Origin of the sequence: Phaeobacter sp. NW0010-22 (assembly GCF_040365955.1) — a bacterium.
In the GTDB taxonomy this organism is placed as follows: Bacteria; Pseudomonadota; Alphaproteobacteria; order Rhodobacterales; family Rhodobacteraceae; genus OMPR01.
Genome location: NZ_BAABWT010000003.1, coordinates 215,099 through 230,037, shown reverse-complemented (window position 1 = coordinate 230,037; position 14,939 = coordinate 215,099). Strand labels below are relative to the sequence as shown.

Here is a 14,939-nt window from a genome sequence, read left to right as displayed (position 1 = left end):
GGTCAGAAGTCCATACCCTTTCAGATGCGAAACCGGCCCAAGTGGATGCTGGGCCGGTTCAAAAGATGCATCGCTTTGCGATCAGACGACAGGCGGGATCATCCCAACTATGTCATATGTTTTGCGCAAGATTGGTGATGTGATTTCCCGCGCCCGTTCGGACCCGCGTGTCAAAATGCGGTCAATCTCAGCCGTATCGTTCATCAAACGACCCATCTCAGTCGAGATGGGTGCCATCTTGGCAACCGCCAGATCGGCCAGCATCGGTTTGAAGTCACCAAATTGTTTGCCACCAACGTCGGTCAAAACCTGATCCACAGTCTGATCATTCAGGGCTGCATAGATGTTGACCAGATTGCGCGCTTCGGGGCGCTCATCCAAACCTTTGGCCTCGGAAGGCAAGGCGTCAGGGTCGGTTTTTGCTTTGCGGATCTTCTTGGCAATGGCATCCGCATCGTCCGTCATGTTGATCCGGCTCGCATCCGAAGGATCTGACTTGGACATTTTCTTGGACCCGTCGCGCAACGACATAACCCGCGTGGCGGCTCCTTCGATCACCGGCTCGGTCATCGGAAAGAAATCAACACCATAGTCATGGTTGAACTTGGCAGCGATATCCCGGGTTAATTCAAGATGCTGTTTCTGATCTTCGCCCACAGGAACATGGGTCGCGTGGTAGATCAGAATGTCCGCCGCCATCAGGGCAGGATAAGCAAACAGACCAAGCGAAGCATTTTGCGCATTCTTACCCGCTTTGTCTTTGAACTGGGTCATTCGCTGCATCCAGCCCATGCGGGCAACACAGTTGAAGATCCACGCCAATTGGGCATGCTCGGGAACCTGGCTTTGGTTGATCAGGATCGACTTTTCGGGATCAATGCCTGCTGCAATGAACCCAGCGCACAATTCACGGGTCGAATGCATCAGATCCTTGGGGTCTTGCCAGACCGTGATCGCGTGGAGATCGACCATACAATAGACCGTCTCGACATCTTTGCTTTGCCAGTCGACAAAACGCTTCAAGGCACCAAGGTAGTTACCCAGGTGCAGGTCCCCCGAAGGCTGGATGCCGGAAAACACGCGCGGCGTGAATTGGGTCTCGGTCATAGCGACAACTCCCGTCTGGAATAATAGGCTCATGTCGCTTACCCATGGGGTCAAGAGACGTCAACAGGCGGCGTCGACATAGACCAGTCAGGAGCCGAGGCCATGAGCAGTCCGTCCAATCCCCCCGCAGTCAATCCTTTGCCCCCCGTAGTGGTGGCCCTGTTCCTGTTTATCATGGGGATCGAACTTATCTTTACACTGGGTGCACGCGGATTGGTGGGTGACGCCAGCGCCGTTGGGTGGCGTTTGTCGGCGATCCAGACCTATTCGTTCTCCAGCGATATCGTGCACTGGATGTGGGAAACGGGCCGCTGGCGGCTGGAACATGTGATGCGGTTTGTCACCTATCCCTTTGTTCACGCCTCTTTCACACAAGCGCTGTTCGTCTGTGTTTTTGTCTTGGCGATGGGCAAAATGGTGGCCGAGGTGTTTGGTGGTGTCGCCATGTTGGTGATCTTTGTTCTGTCGGGCACAGGGGGGGCGTTGGCCTATGCTTTGATCGTCAGCGTTTCATATCCGCTGGTCGGTGGGTTTCCTGCTGTGTACGGGCTGATCGGCGCTTTTACATTTCTGCTTTGGGTCAAGCTGTCGCTTGTCGGTGAGCACCAAAGCCGCGCGTTTACCCTGATCGCATTCTTGATGGGGATTCAGTTGATTTTTGGCCTGGTGTTTGGCGGCACCAAAGATTGGGTCGCGGACCTAGGCGGATTTGCAACCGGGTTTGGATTGTCGTTTCTACTCGCCCCCGGAGGTTGGGCGCGCCTGCGTAGATTGATGCAGCGGGACTAAGGCTTAACGCCCTCGTCTCAGGGCTTGTTTGAATTCCGAAAAGTGAAAAGCGCCGATCATCTGCCCAGTGGCGAAATAGATGATCGCGCCCAGAACAATCAGCAAGGCCAGTGCTAAATAACGCAGCCCGCTTGTCACGAGCATTTCCGCCCCGAGTGCGGACAGACCTGCAAGGCCCACCCCCATCACGACAGCGGCTACGGTGATACGCCAAACCCGTTGCTTGAACCGGTCATCAAATCGGGCAACATCTCCCATTGGGCGGGCGCCCCACATTAACAGGGCGACCATGGCCCAGCCGGACAGGCTGGCAGCGACTGCAGGCGCAATCCAGCCAAGAATGGGATGTAAGCCAACGGCCAACCCGGCATTTACAATCATGGAAAACACGGCGAACCGGAAAGGAGATCGCGTATCTTCGCGTGCAAAATAAAGCGGTTGCAGCAGCTTTTGCAGCACAAACGCAGGCAGGCCCACGCCGTAAATCGCTACTGCTATCGCTATGGCAGCTGCGTCGTCAGATGTTGTCGCGCCACGCTCGTACAAGACCGAAACCAAAGGAAACGGGATGACAAGGAACGCAACGGCCGACGGAATCGTCAGCAACAGGGCAAATTCACCAGCGCGTGAATAGGCATCACGGGCACCGGTGTCATCCCCAGCCCGCAACCGGCGGGACAGATCGGGCAACAACACGACGCCAATGGCAATTCCAACCACGCCTAAGGGCAATTGGTACAGTCGATCTGCCACAAACAGCCAGCTCACGGCCTTTTCTGTTCCGGATGCAACCAGCTGCCCAACGACCAGATTGATTTGCATAACGCCAGAGGCCAGCGCAGCAGGGACTGCGATCTTGACCAGCTTGGACATTTCTGGCGTCCACCGGGGCAGCGCGGGGCGAATACGTATTCCAGCCCGTTCTGTAGCAACCCAGACCAGACCAAGTTGAGCAACGCCCGCCACAGGGATGGTCCAAATCAACCAATCGATCACCTGACCACCCAATGCAGCCCCTGCAATCATGGCCGAACAGGCGAAAATATTAAGAAGAACGGGGGCCGCAGCCGCCGCCGCAAATCGGTTGCTTGAATTCAGGACCCCTGAAAAAAGGGCTGCCAGTGACATGAATAAAATATAGGGAAAAACGATGTAGCCAAACCCGACTGTCAGATCAAACCGGGCGTCTCCTTGGAACCCTTTGGCGGTGATCCAGACCAAGGCAGGCATTGCAACCATACCCAAACCGACCAAGACAAGCACGGCCATGCCCAACACATTGAACGCGTTATTTGCAAAACCTTCTGGATCGTCCCCGGATTCGAGCTTTTTGGAAAACATCGGTACGAAAGCTGCGTTAAACGCACCCTCCGCGAAAAAGCGGCGAAACATGTTTGGTAAGCGAAAGGCGGCTACAAACGCGTCCATGACTGGCCCGGGGCCAATATAGGCTGTGATCAGAATTTCTCGGACGAACCCCAAGACACGGCTGGCCAAGGTCCAGAATCCAACGGTCAGAAACCCTGACATCAAACGGACTGGCTTCATGTGTTTGCGCGCTTGGCGCCCTCTGTGATTGCGGCCCGCAGTTTTGTTTCAAGGGTGCGTTGTTTGCTTTCGGAATAATATTTCAACCCGAACATATCCTTGACATAAAAGGTGTCGACGACCTGTTCGCCGTATGTCGCGATTACCGCATTTGCGATGTACACGTTGGTTGCGGCTAAGGCGCGTGCAAGATCATGGAGCAAGCCAGGGCGGTCGCGCGTATCAACCTCGATAATCGTGTAGATTTCAGAGCCGTCGTTATCAAAGGTGATATGGGTCGGTACGTTAAAGGCGCGTTCCCGTTTTTTGATCTTGTCCCGGGATTTGAACGCATCGCGGGCGACAACCTCGCCGTTTAGCGTTTTGGTGATCATTTGCGTCAATCGGGGCAGACGTGAGGCTTCGAATGGGCGCCCATCAGCATCCTGAATCCAGAAGGCATCGGTGACGTAGCCGTCTTTTGTTGTATAGCTGCGCGCATCCACAACATTGGCGCCAACCAAAGCCAGCGCCCCAGCCACGCGCGCAAAAATGCCGGGATGGTCGCCCATCGCAAAAAAGGCACTGGTGGCATCGCGATCCTCGTCCGGGTGCAACCGGATCAAGATTTCGCCGGGGTCTCCGTTTGCTTCCAGCTCTTGCAGCATCTCTGCAAAATCAACATGGGCGCTGACATGCAGACCCTGCCAATAGGGCGCATAGTGACGAGATGTTTCCTGCTTGAGCTGTGTTTTGCTCCACTCGGGCAAAGCCTTGCGCAGGGCCTTTTTCGCTTCTGTTCCGCGGTTCTCACGGTTCAGATCTTCCATCCCGGTTTCCAGCGCACGCTTGGTTTCACTGTGCAGTGCTCGCAGCAGTGTGGCTTTCCAGTTGTTCCACGTGTCTGGCCCAACTCCGCGAATGTCACAGACCGTAAGCACAGTCAGCAAATCCAGCCGTTTGACGGTTTGCACGGCCTTGGCAAAGCCACGCACCGTGCGTGGATCTGAAATGTCACGCTTCTGCGCCATGTCTGACATCAGCAAGTGATAGCGGACAAGCCATTCAGCGGTTTCGGCCTCAGACTTCGTCAGACCAAGGCGAGGCGCAACTTTGCGGGTGATCTTTGCACCAAGGATCGAGTGGTCCTCTGGCCGACCCTTGCCGATATCATGTAACAGCAAAGCTGCATAAAGAACCTTGCGATTCACACCTTCTTTGAGGATGCCGGACGCCAGCGGCAGCTCCTCCGTCAACTCGCCGCGTTCGATCTGCGCCAAGGTGGTGATACACTGAATCGTATGCTCGTCGACGGTATAGCTGTGGTACATGTTGAACTGCATCATCGCGACGATGGGTTCAAATTCAGGAACAAAGGCGGACAAAACCCCCAACTCGTTCATCCGCCTCAGCGCGCGTTCGGGGTTGCCGTGTTTCAGCATCAAATCCAGAAAGATGCGCCGCGCTTCTTTGTTGTTGCGCATATCGTCATCGATCAAAGCCAGATTGGCCGTAACCAGCCGCATCGCGTCAGGATGGATCAACATCCCTGTGCGCAAGCCCTCCTCGAACAGGCGCAGCATATTGACCTTGTCCGCAAGGAACGATTCAGGATCGGCCACATCTAGCCGCCCGTGCACGACCTTGTATCCGGGTTTGATCCGGGGTCGACGGCGAAAAATACGCTCCAATAAAGGCGCGCTTTTCATGTGCGACGCTTCAAGTTTGGTCAGTAAAATGCGCGTCAATTCCCCCACACGGGTGGCTTCGCGAAAATACTTCTGCATGAAGACTTCTACGCCACGACGACCAGCACGATCCTGATAGCCCATGCGCGCCGCGACTTCGACTTGCATATCAAAGGTCAGCTGTTCGGTCGCGCGTTTGGTGGCCAGATGGAGATGCGACCGCACCGCCCATAAGAAGTTCTCGGCTTGGGCAAAGGTGTCAAATTCTTCGTTGGTGAACAGGCCAAGCGGGACCAACTCGGCAACATCCTGAACCTGATGCACATATTTGGCGATCCAAAACAGGGATTGCAAATCGCGCAGACCGCCTTTGCCCTCTTTCACATTGGGTTCGACCATGTAACGCTGGCCTTGCTTGCGATGGCGTTGATCGCGTTCTTGCAGTTTGGCTTCGATGAATTCGCGCTCTGTTCCGTGGAACAAATCGGTTTTCAGCGTTTGGTCCAGCTCTTCTGCCAACGGTGAGTAACCCGCAATAAAGCGCTGCTCCAGCATTGCGGTCCGGATAGTGAAATCTTCGGTCCCCAGACGAATGCAATCTTTGATCGTACGAGAGGAATGCCCGACTTTGAGCCGAAGATCCCACAGGATATACAGCATCGATTCAATGACGCTTTCGGCCCAAGCCGTGATCTTGTACGGGGTCAGAAATAGCAAATCCACATCCGAAGAGGGCGCCATTTCACCACGTCCATATCCGCCAACAGCAAGCACGGCGATACGCTCGCCCTGCGTTGGGGTCGACAACGGATGCAGGATCTCGCTCGCCACATACATTGCCGTCTTGACCAACCCATCTGTCAAATAGGTGTAAGACCGGGTAAGGGGCCGTGCCGCAAACGGGGCCTTTGCAAAACTTTCAGCAATGGCGGCCCGCCCGGTTTTCTGGGTTTCGCGCAGGATGCGCACGACCTCACCGCGCATAGCCGCATTGGCTATGTCAGCAGTGGATAACGCGTCAATCTGTTGGCGGACAGAAACGGGATCAAAGATCTCTGTCGGTTCACAAATGAGAGGGCCGGCAAGAACCGGAGACAGCGGAGTAGCGTTGGCCGGACTAGAATCCGACACCGCCAAAGCTTTGTGGGGCAGAGTCAATTACGACCACCTGTTTGTTTTGAATTGTTGCAACCGCCAGCCCGCGTTCGTTGGTTCCGTCTGGGCGCAGACGAAAGATACCGCCAACGCCTTGAAAACCAGCGCTTTGGGTCAGTGCTGCACCGGTTAGGGCATCTGATTTTCCAGCCCCGACAAGGGCGCCGATTGCGGCGATACCGTCATAGGCGAGACCACCGATTGGATGCGGTGCGCCACCATATGCGCCTTGATACCGAGCGCGGAATTGTTGTGATTTGCTTGGGTCAGGAAGGGCAAACCAACCGCCTTGAACACCGGGTAGCTCCAGCGTTTGCGCAGGAATGTCCCAACGCGTTAGGCCGATGTATTGGATGTCGGTGGTGCTAACGCCTGCCTCGGGCAGAAGTTGCGTATAAAGCGGCAACGCACCAGCTGTGGTTGCCGTGAGAAAGATAGAGTTGGCTCCGGTCGCATCAACCGTGGCTTTGACCTGGGGAATACTGCTGATTACCCCCTGTTGCGAGCGATCAAAGGCGACAGTTCCGGCAAGGCTGGCACTGGTTCCAGCAATCGCCTGTTCGATTGCAGAACGCCCCAGTTGGCCAGCAGCATCGTTGCTGTGCACCATGACAATGTTGCCTTTGCCTTGGCTGGCCGCGAAACTGGCAAGTCGATTTGCCGTATTGTTAAAGGTGGGCCCCAATACAAAGACGTTGCCCCCCGCAATGCTGGTGTTGTTTGAGAACGAAAGAACATTCACCTTGTTGCCCAGAACAGCCAGACCGGCAGCATTGGCCGCTTGGGCGTATACCGGACCAAGAATGATCTTGGCCCCGTCGCCAACCGCTTGTTTGGCTACGGCTGCCGCCGTGTTCGCATCGCCTGCGGTGTCATAAACACGCAGGTCGATTTGCACGTTTTGCAAGTCTCCGATTGCCAACCGGGCGGCATTTTCAAGGCTTTGTGCCAACACGGCATCCCCGGATTGTGCGGACCCTTTGGGCACCAACAATGCAACCGGAACTGGTTTGCTTGTATTGATCGATGGGCCGCCACCGCCAATCGGAACCGGATCACAGGCGGTCAGGAAAGCTGCCGACGCCAAAGCGAGCGTGGAGAGGACAATCTTGCGAGTGGGCTTGAAAACGGCAAACATCTAAATCAAAACTCCCTGATCCGGCTTTTGATAAGCCGTGTTGTATCAAACACCGATCATAAACGTACCAGAGGACGGGTCCAGCGTTGAATTACCTAAAGGTCAGATTGTCGCCGGGATTGTATTTTCTCGCGACACCGATTGGCACCGCGCGCGACATTACGCTGCGGGCCTTAGATGTTCTGGCCTCAGCGGATATGATCGCTGCCGAGGATACGCGGAGCCTGCGCCGGTTGATGGAAATCCACGGTGTGCCTCTCGAAGGGCGCCGTATTCTTGCCTATCATGATCATAGCGGGGCGGGTGCTCGTGGTAAAATCCTTGATGCGATCGCTGCTGGGCAATCTGTTGCTTATGCATCCGAAGCAGGGATGCCGCTCATTGCGGATCCCGGGTATGATCTGAGTGTGGCTGCGGCAGATGCCGGGCATATGGTGACCGCGGCCCCCGGACCGTCGGCGGTTTTGACGGCTTTGACACTGGGTGGCCTGCCAACAGATTCGTTTTTCTTTGCGGGTTTTTTACCAAATGCCAAATCGGCTCGCCGGTCACGGCTGGAATCACTCCGGGATGTGCCAGGCACTTTGGTGTTTTACGAATCCCCCAAACGGATCGCTGCCAGCGTCGCTGATATGGCCGGTGTCCTCGGGGGTGAACGCCCCGCTGCGATGTGCCGCGAGTTGACAAAACGGTTCGAAGAAGTGCGCCGCGGTTCATTGCAAGAGTTGGCCGAGGGTCTGGAGGGCCAAGGTGTCAAAGGTGAAATCGTGATGCTTGTTGATCGCCGCAGAACCGAAGCGGTGAGCGATGAAGATATCGAAACCGCCTTGGCCAAGGCGTTGGAAACGCATTCGGTCAAAGATGCGGCCGATATCGTGTCCAACATGTACGAAATTCCGCGACGGCCGGTGTATCAATTGGCGCTCAAGTTGGGAAAAGGCTGAGATGACCGCCCGCTCCACACGCAGCGCAATGGCGTACCATGCGGGCGAGGCAGCCGAACGGCAGGTCTGTGATGATTATCTAAGGCGGGGCTATGAACTGGCTGCGCGGCGTTGGCGGGGGCAGGGCGGAGAGATCGACCTGATCTTTCGAGATATCGCCGGCGTTGTGTTTGTCGAGGTAAAGAAAAGCCGCGATTTTGCCCGCGCGGCGGAACAACTTGGCCAACGTCAGATGGGCCGGATCTATGCCACCGCTGCCGAGTTTTTGGCCGGTGAACCCAAAGGTGAATTGACTGAAAGCCGCTTTGACGTGGCGCTTGTGGATGGCACCGGGCGCATTCAAATCATCGAGAATGCGTTCGGATTGGGGTGATCGTCATTGAACACGCGCGATCTGTACGCCATGTATCGGTCAACAGGTAAAGGACCGTGTCATGAAAATCGCCTTTCAGATGGACCCGATCGGGGCCGTGGACATCAACGCTGACAGCTCATTCCGCCTTGCGGAAGAGGCGCAGGCCCGTGGGCATGACCTATTTTTCTACGGGCCAGATCAGCTGGCTTATCAACAAGGGCGCATAACCGCGCGCGGGCATGACATGACCGTACAGCGGGTTGCAGGCGATCCGGCGGTTCTTGGACCCCTGCGCGAGGTGGATTTGGCAGATTTTGATGTGGTGTGGCTGCGTCAGGATCCGCCCTTTGACATGCATTACATTACATCAACCCATCTGCTGGATCGGCTCAAAGGGCAGGCGCTGGTGGTGAATGATCCGTTCTGGGTGCGCAATTATCCTGAAAAACTGTTGGTGCTTGATTTCCCAGATCTGACGCCCCCGACCACGATTGCGCGTGATCTTGAAACGATCAAAGCCTTCAAAGCCAAGCATGGCGATATCATTCTAAAGCCACTTTATGGAAACGGCGGGGCTGGCGTTTTCCGGTTGGATGCCAACGATCGCAACCTGTCGTCCCTGCACGAGCTGTTCACCGGCTTTTCGCGAGAGCCGTTGATCGTACAAAAATTCCTGCCAGATGTACGAAATGGCGACAAACGGGTGATCTTGGTGGACGGCGAACCTGTCGGGGCCATCAACCGCGTTCCCGCCGAGGGCGAAACACGATCAAACATGCATGTTGGCGGTCGCCCCGAAAAGATTGGCCTGAGCGAGCGGGATTTGGAAATCTGTGCGGCCATTGGTCCGTTGTTGCGTGAAAAAGGCCAGATCTTCGTCGGCATTGACGTGATCGGGGACTATCTGACAGAGATCAACGTGACCTCGCCCACGGGTATCCAAGAGCTGGAGCGTTTTGACGGTGTGAACATCGCATCCAAGATCTGGGACGCGATTGAGGCCAAAGTTTAAGCCGTCACTTTGGTTGTGATCCGAAAACTCAGGGCTTCGGCGATATGATGGCGAAGCACAGCATCGCTCTGTTCCAGATCTGCAATCGTGCGCGCCACGCGCAAAATGCGGTGATAGGCGCGCGCAGATAGCCCAAAGCGGTCCGCCGCTTTGAGCAATAGTGCCTTTCCCTCGGCATCGGGGGTTGCGCAATGATCCAAAACGGCCCCTTCGGCATCCGCGTTCTGATGGACATCGACCAGATCGTGGAATCGATCCGCCTGCACGCCGCGGGCGGCGCTCACCCGCGCCGCAACAGTTTCCGAACTGTCCCCAGAGGGTGGCAGATCAAGGTCGGTAAAAGCCACGGGCGGCACCTCGATCCTGAGGTCGAACCGATCCATCAGTGGGCCAGAAATACGGCCTAAATAGTCGTCCCCACAGTTTGGCGCCCGCGAACAGGCTCGTCCTGGGTCCGTCAGGTATCCGCATTTGCAGGGGTTTGCCGCCGCCACCAACATGAACCGACAGGGGTATTTGATATGCGCGTTGGCCCGCGCCACCATGACCTCTCCGGTTTCGATGGGCTGGCGGAGGGTTTCTAATACCGTGCGCGCAAATTCAGGAAACTCATCCATGAACAGAACCCCGTTGTGGGCAAGTGAGATTTCGCCGGGTTTCGCTCCTTTGCCGCCGCCAACAATGGCCGCCATTGACGCAGTGTGATGGGGTTCCCGAAACGGACGCGTCATTGAAATCCCACCTTCGTCCAGTAGACCACAGAGCGATTGGATCATTGATGTGCTGAGGGCCTCGTTTGGGGTGAGAGGCGGCAGGATGCCCGGAATGCGCGCGGCCAGCATAGATTTGCCGGATCCGGGTGTTCCGATCATGATCATGTGGTGGCGTCCTGCTGCGGCGATTTCCAAAGCCCGCTTTGCCCGCTCTTGTCCTTTGACGTCACGCAGGTCTTTGGCGAACGGATCAGAGTGAATTTGACCGGCCTGTGCCGGTTGAAGCGGGGATTGCCCTGTATAATGCCGCACCACATCGCTGAGCGTTTCTGCACCCAACACCAACGCCTCTCCCACCCAAGCGGCCTCGGCACTGGAGGGTTTGGGACAAAGAAGCGTGCGATCTTCGTCGGCAGCGGTCATTGCCGCAGGCAGAGCTCCGACCACAGGCACCAACGATCCGTCCAACGAAAGCTCGCCCAAGGCGACGGTTTGCTCAGCCGTGTCGGCAGGGATGATTTCCAAGGCAGCGAGCAAAGCCAGCGCGATGGGCAGATCAAAATGACTGCCTTCCTTTGGCAGGTCGGCAGGTGAAAGGTTGATCGTGATCCGTTTCGAGGGCAGCGCGATCGCCATAGAGTTCAAGGCGCTGCGAACACGATCGCGGGCCTCAGAAACGGTTTTGTCTGGCAACCCAACGATCGAGAATGCGGGCAAACCGGGGGTGACGGCGCATTGAACTTCGACAAGGCGGGCGTCGACCCCCTGAAACGCAACGGTATAGGCGCGAGCGACCATGGGCTTCCTGCTTTTGGTTAACAGAATATTGCTAACCAAGCAGGCGTTTAAGAATGGTTAACGCAGGTTGTCAAAACTATGGCCACGGCGTTTGTTCCAAATCCAACACGTAAGGGAAGGGGTCATAGGTCACTTCCAAAGCTTGGTCCCGCCATGTTTTGACCGCTGAATCCGCCAGCAATTCCTCGCAATACGCGCGACTTTCGGCGCTCACAGGCAGGCCATAGCCGATGATCCGGGCCGCGACAGGCGTGTAAAACACATCCGCCAAAGAATAGTCCCCAAACAGCGGACCAGTTTCAGCCCCGGAAACCTGACGGGCATGGGCCCACAAGGCTTCGATCCGCCCAAGATCTGCCAGAGTGCCGTCAGAGGGTTCAAACCCCACAAAACAATGGGACAACTGCATCGGGCATTGGCCGCGCAAAGCGGTGAAGCCAGCGACCATTTCCGCGCACAGCCATCGCGCCGTTGCGCGCGATGCCGGGTCCGCAGGCCACAATCCTGCATCGGGGTGACGTTCCGCGAGGGTTTCAGCCATGGCGAGGCTTTCGCCCACAACGATCCCATCCGGGGTGAGCAACGTCGGCACCAATCGAGCAGGGGCAAGCGACGTCATGTCGGCAGCCATAGTCCCAGAATACAGGCCAATCAAGTGAGTCTGGTGGGGGATGCCGAACTTCTCAAGCATCAGCCACCCGCGCAAGGACCAGCTGGAAAACAAGCGGTCCCCGATATAGAGATCATAAGTCATGCCATCAGCGTAAGGTCAGATGATCCATCTCGTAAAACAGAGATTTGTGCGCTGCCTCATCACGGGAGATGATTGATCAGGCCGACGTCCCATTTGGTAGGGGAATGGGTGATCTGCGTGACGGATAGATTATCGATCCGATGGCCAAACGCCTGTTCCGCGTCCAATTGCAGGGCGCGTTGGACTTGCGTCAGGATGACTCCAAAGTGGGCCACGATAATCAAATCCGCACCCGTATGCTGGGCTATCAATGCATCGACGGCTGCATCCACGCGGGCGCAGACCTCATTCCAGCTTTCACCATTCGGGGGGCGCACATCGCCGGGTGTTTCCCAATAGGCGCGAATACGGTCCGGATCTTCGGCTTCGATCTCAGCAAAGCGCCGCAGCTCCCAATCTCCGAAATTGATTTCGCGTAAATCCAGATGATGGGGCAGGCGAGTGCGTGCCCCTTGAATGGCGCTGGCGGTGTCTGCCGCCCGTGACAGATCCGAAGAGATTACTATTGCGGGATGGGGCAGGTGATCGTGCAAACGCGCAATCGCAGCGGTGTCGCTCAGATCTGCTGGCAGGTCGGACCACCCGACCATGGATTTTGCATGGGTCGGACCATGGCGAACCAAGTGGAGACGGGTCATGGCAGAGTTCCTTTTAATGCGAGCGGAAGACCCGCAGTTACGAGCACAGCCAAATCAGCTTCGGCAGCCAAAGCAATGTTCAACCGACCTTGGGCTTCGCGGAATTGGCGCGACAGTGCATTGTCGGGAACGATTCCGTGCCCCACTTCGTTGGACACGATCACCACATGCGCCGGACAAGCCCGCAGGGCAGAAATAAGATCAGATTGGGCGGTTTCCAGATCATTTTCAGCGAGCATATGATTGGTAAGCCACATCGTGGCACAATCCAGTAAACAGGTTTGATCCGCGGTCATTCCAGCCAATGCAGGAGCAAGATCCAGAGGCTCTTCTATGGTGGTCCAGTTTGTGCCACGCTGGTCTAAATGGCGATTAATTTTGGTGCGCATCTCGTCATCAAAAATTTGTGATGTCGCGAGATAAATGCGTTTTTTCCCAAGTCTACCAACAAGTTGTTCGGCAAAGAGCGACTTTCCCGAAGCCGCGCCGCCGAGGACTAAGGTGAATTTTGGAAACACGTTATTACCTTTCAAGTGATCCATCTGCCGACCCCCTGCGTAATGATAGCATTAAGGTATGACAAGCCACGGCAGATGAGCCGAACATTTGGGGAGAGATGTATGGCACTGGATGCACAAAATGACAGGCTAATGTCGCGCAAGGCGATGAAGGCCGAATTATTGGATGCGGAGACCGAATTGAAACTTGCCTATGCTTGGCGGGACCAACGGGATGAAGCTGCTCTGCACCGACTTGTAACAGCCTACATGCGTTTGGCGATCTCGATGGCGGCAAAATACAAACGCTATGGCGCTTCGATGAATGACCTCATTCAAGAGGCAGGCGTCGGCTTGATGAAAGCGGCTGACAAATTCGATCCGGATCGCGGTGTCCGCTTTTCCACGTATGCGGTTTGGTGGATCAAGGCGAGCATTCAGGACTATGTCATGCGCAATTGGTCGATGGTGCGAACTGGCTCGACATCGTCACAGAAATCGCTGTTCTTCAACATGCGTCGGGTGCAAGCACAGCTTGAGCGCGAGGCATCTTCGGAAGGGGTTGCCCTTGACCGGTTCCAGTTGCACCAAATGATTGCCTCTGAAATCGGTGTGCCGCTGCGCGACGTGGAAATGATGGATGGTCGGTTGGCTGGTTCGGACTTTTCTCTGAATGCCGTGCAATCTGCTGATGAAGACGGCCGCGAATGGATTGATGCGTTAGAAGACGACAGCGTCCAAGCGGCGGAACAGGTCGAAAACAGTCATGATCAGGAACAATTGCGCACTTGGCTGCTAGCCGCCATGAAAGCCCTGACCGAACGCGAAAGCTTTATTGTGCAAGAGCGCAAGCTCCGAGACGTGCCGCGCACTCTCGAAAGCCTTGGCAAAGAGCTGGGTATTTCCAAGGAACGCGTTCGGCAATTAGAAGCCACTGCATTCGTCAAGATGCGTAAAAGCCTTGAAGCGCAGTCACGCGAGGTGCATCACTTTCTTTTATGAGACACTTTTCGATTCTGTTGTGCGCCTGTGCGGCGTTGATTGTCACCCCAGTGATGGCGGCGGACATCCCGGCGGACATACTGTCTGAAATGAAACAGGCAGATGTCGTTATCTTGGGTGAAGACCACGAAAACGCTGTGCACCATCAACGGCAGGCGCAGGTTGTGTCTGACCTGTCCCCAAGTGCGATGGTTTGGGAAATGATGACAGAGCAAAGCGCGTCCTTGGTGACGGCGCAATTGATTTCAGAACCGGAAAAGATGGCGGAAACGATCCGGTGGGTGGAAATGGGTTGGCCCCCATTGGCGATGTATTTACCGATCTTTGCTGCTGCCCCTGATGCGCCGATTTATGGTGCGATGGTTCCTCGTAAAGCTTTGCAAGCTGCATTGAAAAGCGGGGCTGCTGCAGCCTTGGGAGCGGACGCGGCACGATACGGTTTGAATGTGTCGTTGCCTTTGGAAGAACAGGCCGCACGAGAGCTTGGCCAACAGGCGGCCCATTGCGGGGCACTGCCTGACGATCAGTTGGCGAATTTTGTTCAGATGCAGCGTTTGCGCGATGCTGTTTTGGCGCGTGCCGTATTGCGGGCCATCGACGAAACGGATGGTCCAGTTGTTGTGATCACCGGCAACGGGCATGCCCGCTCTGATTGGGGTGTGCCAAGGTTGCTTGCCCGGCTCGCACCGGGTCTCAAGGTGGTGTCTCTGGGACAATCTCAGGATGGGCAGATCGAAGGCGAGTTTGATTTCGTGATTGATAGCCCTGCGGTCGAACGCGATGATCCGTGCGCGGTTTTTTCTCAACAGGATTGACCGGTTT

Annotated in this window: 14 protein-coding genes; 6 read left to right on the top strand and 8 right to left on the bottom strand. The window is 56.0% G+C overall.

Annotated features, from left to right (window positions below):
- Window positions 1-81: 81 nt before the first annotated feature.
- A complete protein-coding gene (gene trpS / locus ABWV33_RS07975) occupies window positions 82-1,107 on the bottom strand; it encodes a tryptophan--tRNA ligase (protein ID WP_353329927.1) in 1,026 nt (341 codons plus the stop codon).
- 102 nt (window positions 1,108-1,209) lie between these two features.
- Here trpS and ABWV33_RS07970 point away from each other — a divergent pair, with 102 nt between their 5' ends.
- Window positions 1,210-1,896, top strand: coding sequence for a rhomboid family intramembrane serine protease (locus ABWV33_RS07970; protein WP_353329925.1), 687 nt, complete (start codon window positions 1,210-1,212; stop codon window positions 1,894-1,896).
- Window positions 1,897-1,899: 3 nt separating this feature from the next.
- Here the strand turns inward: ABWV33_RS07970 and murJ are convergent, their stop codons facing one another.
- The 3 genes from murJ to ABWV33_RS07955 are packed head-to-tail and all read right to left on the bottom strand — an operon-like array spanning window position 1,900 to window position 7,404.
- On the bottom strand, window positions 1,900-3,444 hold the full coding sequence (gene murJ / locus ABWV33_RS07965; RefSeq protein ID WP_353329923.1) for a murein biosynthesis integral membrane protein MurJ: 1,545 nt from the start codon (window positions 3,442-3,444) through the stop codon (window positions 1,900-1,902).
- Window positions 3,441-6,269 (bottom strand): [protein-PII] uridylyltransferase, encoded by a 2,829-nt coding sequence (locus tag ABWV33_RS07960; RefSeq protein ID WP_502930901.1) that lies wholly within the window; start codon window positions 6,267-6,269, stop codon window positions 3,441-3,443. The genes murJ and ABWV33_RS07960 overlap by 4 nt, the downstream gene beginning before the upstream one ends.
- Window positions 6,229-7,404, bottom strand: coding sequence for a penicillin-binding protein activator (locus tag ABWV33_RS07955; RefSeq protein ID WP_353329921.1), 1,176 nt, complete (start codon window positions 7,402-7,404; stop codon window positions 6,229-6,231). The genes ABWV33_RS07960 and ABWV33_RS07955 overlap by 41 nt, the downstream gene beginning before the upstream one ends.
- An 86-nt stretch (window positions 7,405-7,490) precedes the next feature.
- Here ABWV33_RS07955 and rsmI point away from each other — a divergent pair, with 86 nt between their 5' ends.
- From rsmI to gshB, 3 genes are all read left to right on the top strand, one after another.
- Window positions 7,491-8,348 carry a 16S rRNA (cytidine(1402)-2'-O)-methyltransferase gene (gene rsmI / locus ABWV33_RS07950; protein ID WP_353329919.1) on the top strand — a complete coding sequence of 286 codons (858 nt, stop codon included), beginning with the start codon at window positions 7,491-7,493 and terminating at the stop codon, window positions 8,346-8,348.
- A gap of 1 nt (window position 8,349) precedes the next feature.
- Window positions 8,350-8,721 carry a YraN family protein gene (locus tag ABWV33_RS07945; protein WP_353329917.1) on the top strand — a complete coding sequence of 124 codons (372 nt, stop codon included), beginning with the start codon at window positions 8,350-8,352 and terminating at the stop codon, window positions 8,719-8,721.
- Between the two features lie 61 nt (window positions 8,722-8,782).
- Complete coding sequence (gene gshB, locus ABWV33_RS07940) at window positions 8,783-9,715, top strand: glutathione synthase (RefSeq protein ID WP_113825389.1); 933 nt, start codon at window positions 8,783-8,785, stop codon at window positions 9,713-9,715.
- Here gshB and ABWV33_RS07935 read toward each other — a convergent pair.
- The 4 genes from ABWV33_RS07935 to cobU form a co-directional block, all read right to left on the bottom strand.
- Window positions 9,712-11,226, bottom strand: coding sequence for a YifB family Mg chelatase-like AAA ATPase (locus ABWV33_RS07935; protein WP_113825388.1), 1,515 nt, complete (start codon window positions 11,224-11,226; stop codon window positions 9,712-9,714). The two genes, gshB and ABWV33_RS07935, sit on opposite strands and share 4 nt — an antisense overlap.
- Before the next feature lie 76 nt (window positions 11,227-11,302).
- Entirely contained in the window at window positions 11,303-11,980 is a 678-nt protein-coding gene (locus tag ABWV33_RS07930) for a glutathione S-transferase (protein WP_353329914.1), read from the bottom strand.
- 59 nt (window positions 11,981-12,039) lie between these two features.
- Window positions 12,040-12,618: a histidine phosphatase family protein gene (locus ABWV33_RS07925; protein WP_353329912.1), complete on the bottom strand. Its 579-nt coding sequence runs from the start codon at window positions 12,616-12,618 to the stop codon at window positions 12,040-12,042.
- A complete protein-coding gene (gene cobU / locus ABWV33_RS07920) occupies window positions 12,615-13,160 on the bottom strand; it encodes a bifunctional adenosylcobinamide kinase/adenosylcobinamide-phosphate guanylyltransferase (RefSeq protein WP_353329910.1) in 546 nt (181 codons plus the stop codon). Before cobU ends, ABWV33_RS07925 begins: the two co-directional genes overlap by 4 nt.
- A gap of 78 nt (window positions 13,161-13,238) precedes the next feature.
- Between cobU and ABWV33_RS07915 the strand changes: the two genes are divergently transcribed.
- On the top strand, window positions 13,239-14,117 hold the full coding sequence (locus ABWV33_RS07915; protein WP_113825384.1) for an RNA polymerase factor sigma-32: 879 nt from the start codon (window positions 13,239-13,241) through the stop codon (window positions 14,115-14,117).
- Entirely contained in the window at window positions 14,114-14,932 is an 819-nt protein-coding gene (locus ABWV33_RS07910) for a ChaN family lipoprotein (RefSeq protein WP_353329908.1), read from the top strand. The genes ABWV33_RS07915 and ABWV33_RS07910 overlap by 4 nt, the downstream gene beginning before the upstream one ends.
- Window positions 14,933-14,939 lie beyond the last annotated feature (7 nt).

Coding starts and splice junctions, on each gene's coding strand:
- ABWV33_RS07930 (WP_353329914.1), bottom strand. CDS start 11,980: ATGACTTATGATCTCTATATCGGGGACCGCTTGTTTTCCAGCTGGTCC.
- murJ (WP_353329923.1), bottom strand. CDS start 3,444: ATGAAGCCAGTCCGTTTGATGTCAGGGTTTCTGACCGTTGGATTCTGG.
- ABWV33_RS07935 (WP_113825388.1), bottom strand. CDS start 11,226: ATGGTCGCTCGCGCCTATACCGTTGCGTTTCAGGGGGTCGACGCCCGC.
- gshB (WP_113825389.1), top strand. CDS start 8,783: ATGAAAATCGCCTTTCAGATGGACCCGATCGGGGCCGTGGACATCAAC.
- ABWV33_RS07915 (WP_113825384.1), top strand. CDS start 13,239: ATGGCACTGGATGCACAAAATGACAGGCTAATGTCGCGCAAGGCGATG.
- ABWV33_RS07910 (WP_353329908.1), top strand. CDS start 14,114: ATGAGACACTTTTCGATTCTGTTGTGCGCCTGTGCGGCGTTGATTGTC.
- trpS (WP_353329927.1), bottom strand. CDS start 1,107: ATGACCGAGACCCAATTCACGCCGCGCGTGTTTTCCGGCATCCAGCCT.
- ABWV33_RS07955 (WP_353329921.1), bottom strand. CDS start 7,404: ATGTTTGCCGTTTTCAAGCCCACTCGCAAGATTGTCCTCTCCACGCTC.
- ABWV33_RS07945 (WP_353329917.1), top strand. CDS start 8,350: ATGACCGCCCGCTCCACACGCAGCGCAATGGCGTACCATGCGGGCGAG.
- ABWV33_RS07970 (WP_353329925.1), top strand. CDS start 1,210: ATGAGCAGTCCGTCCAATCCCCCCGCAGTCAATCCTTTGCCCCCCGTA.
- ABWV33_RS07925 (WP_353329912.1), bottom strand. CDS start 12,618: ATGACCCGTCTCCACTTGGTTCGCCATGGTCCGACCCATGCAAAATCC.
- cobU (WP_353329910.1), bottom strand. CDS start 13,160: ATGGATCACTTGAAAGGTAATAACGTGTTTCCAAAATTCACCTTAGTC.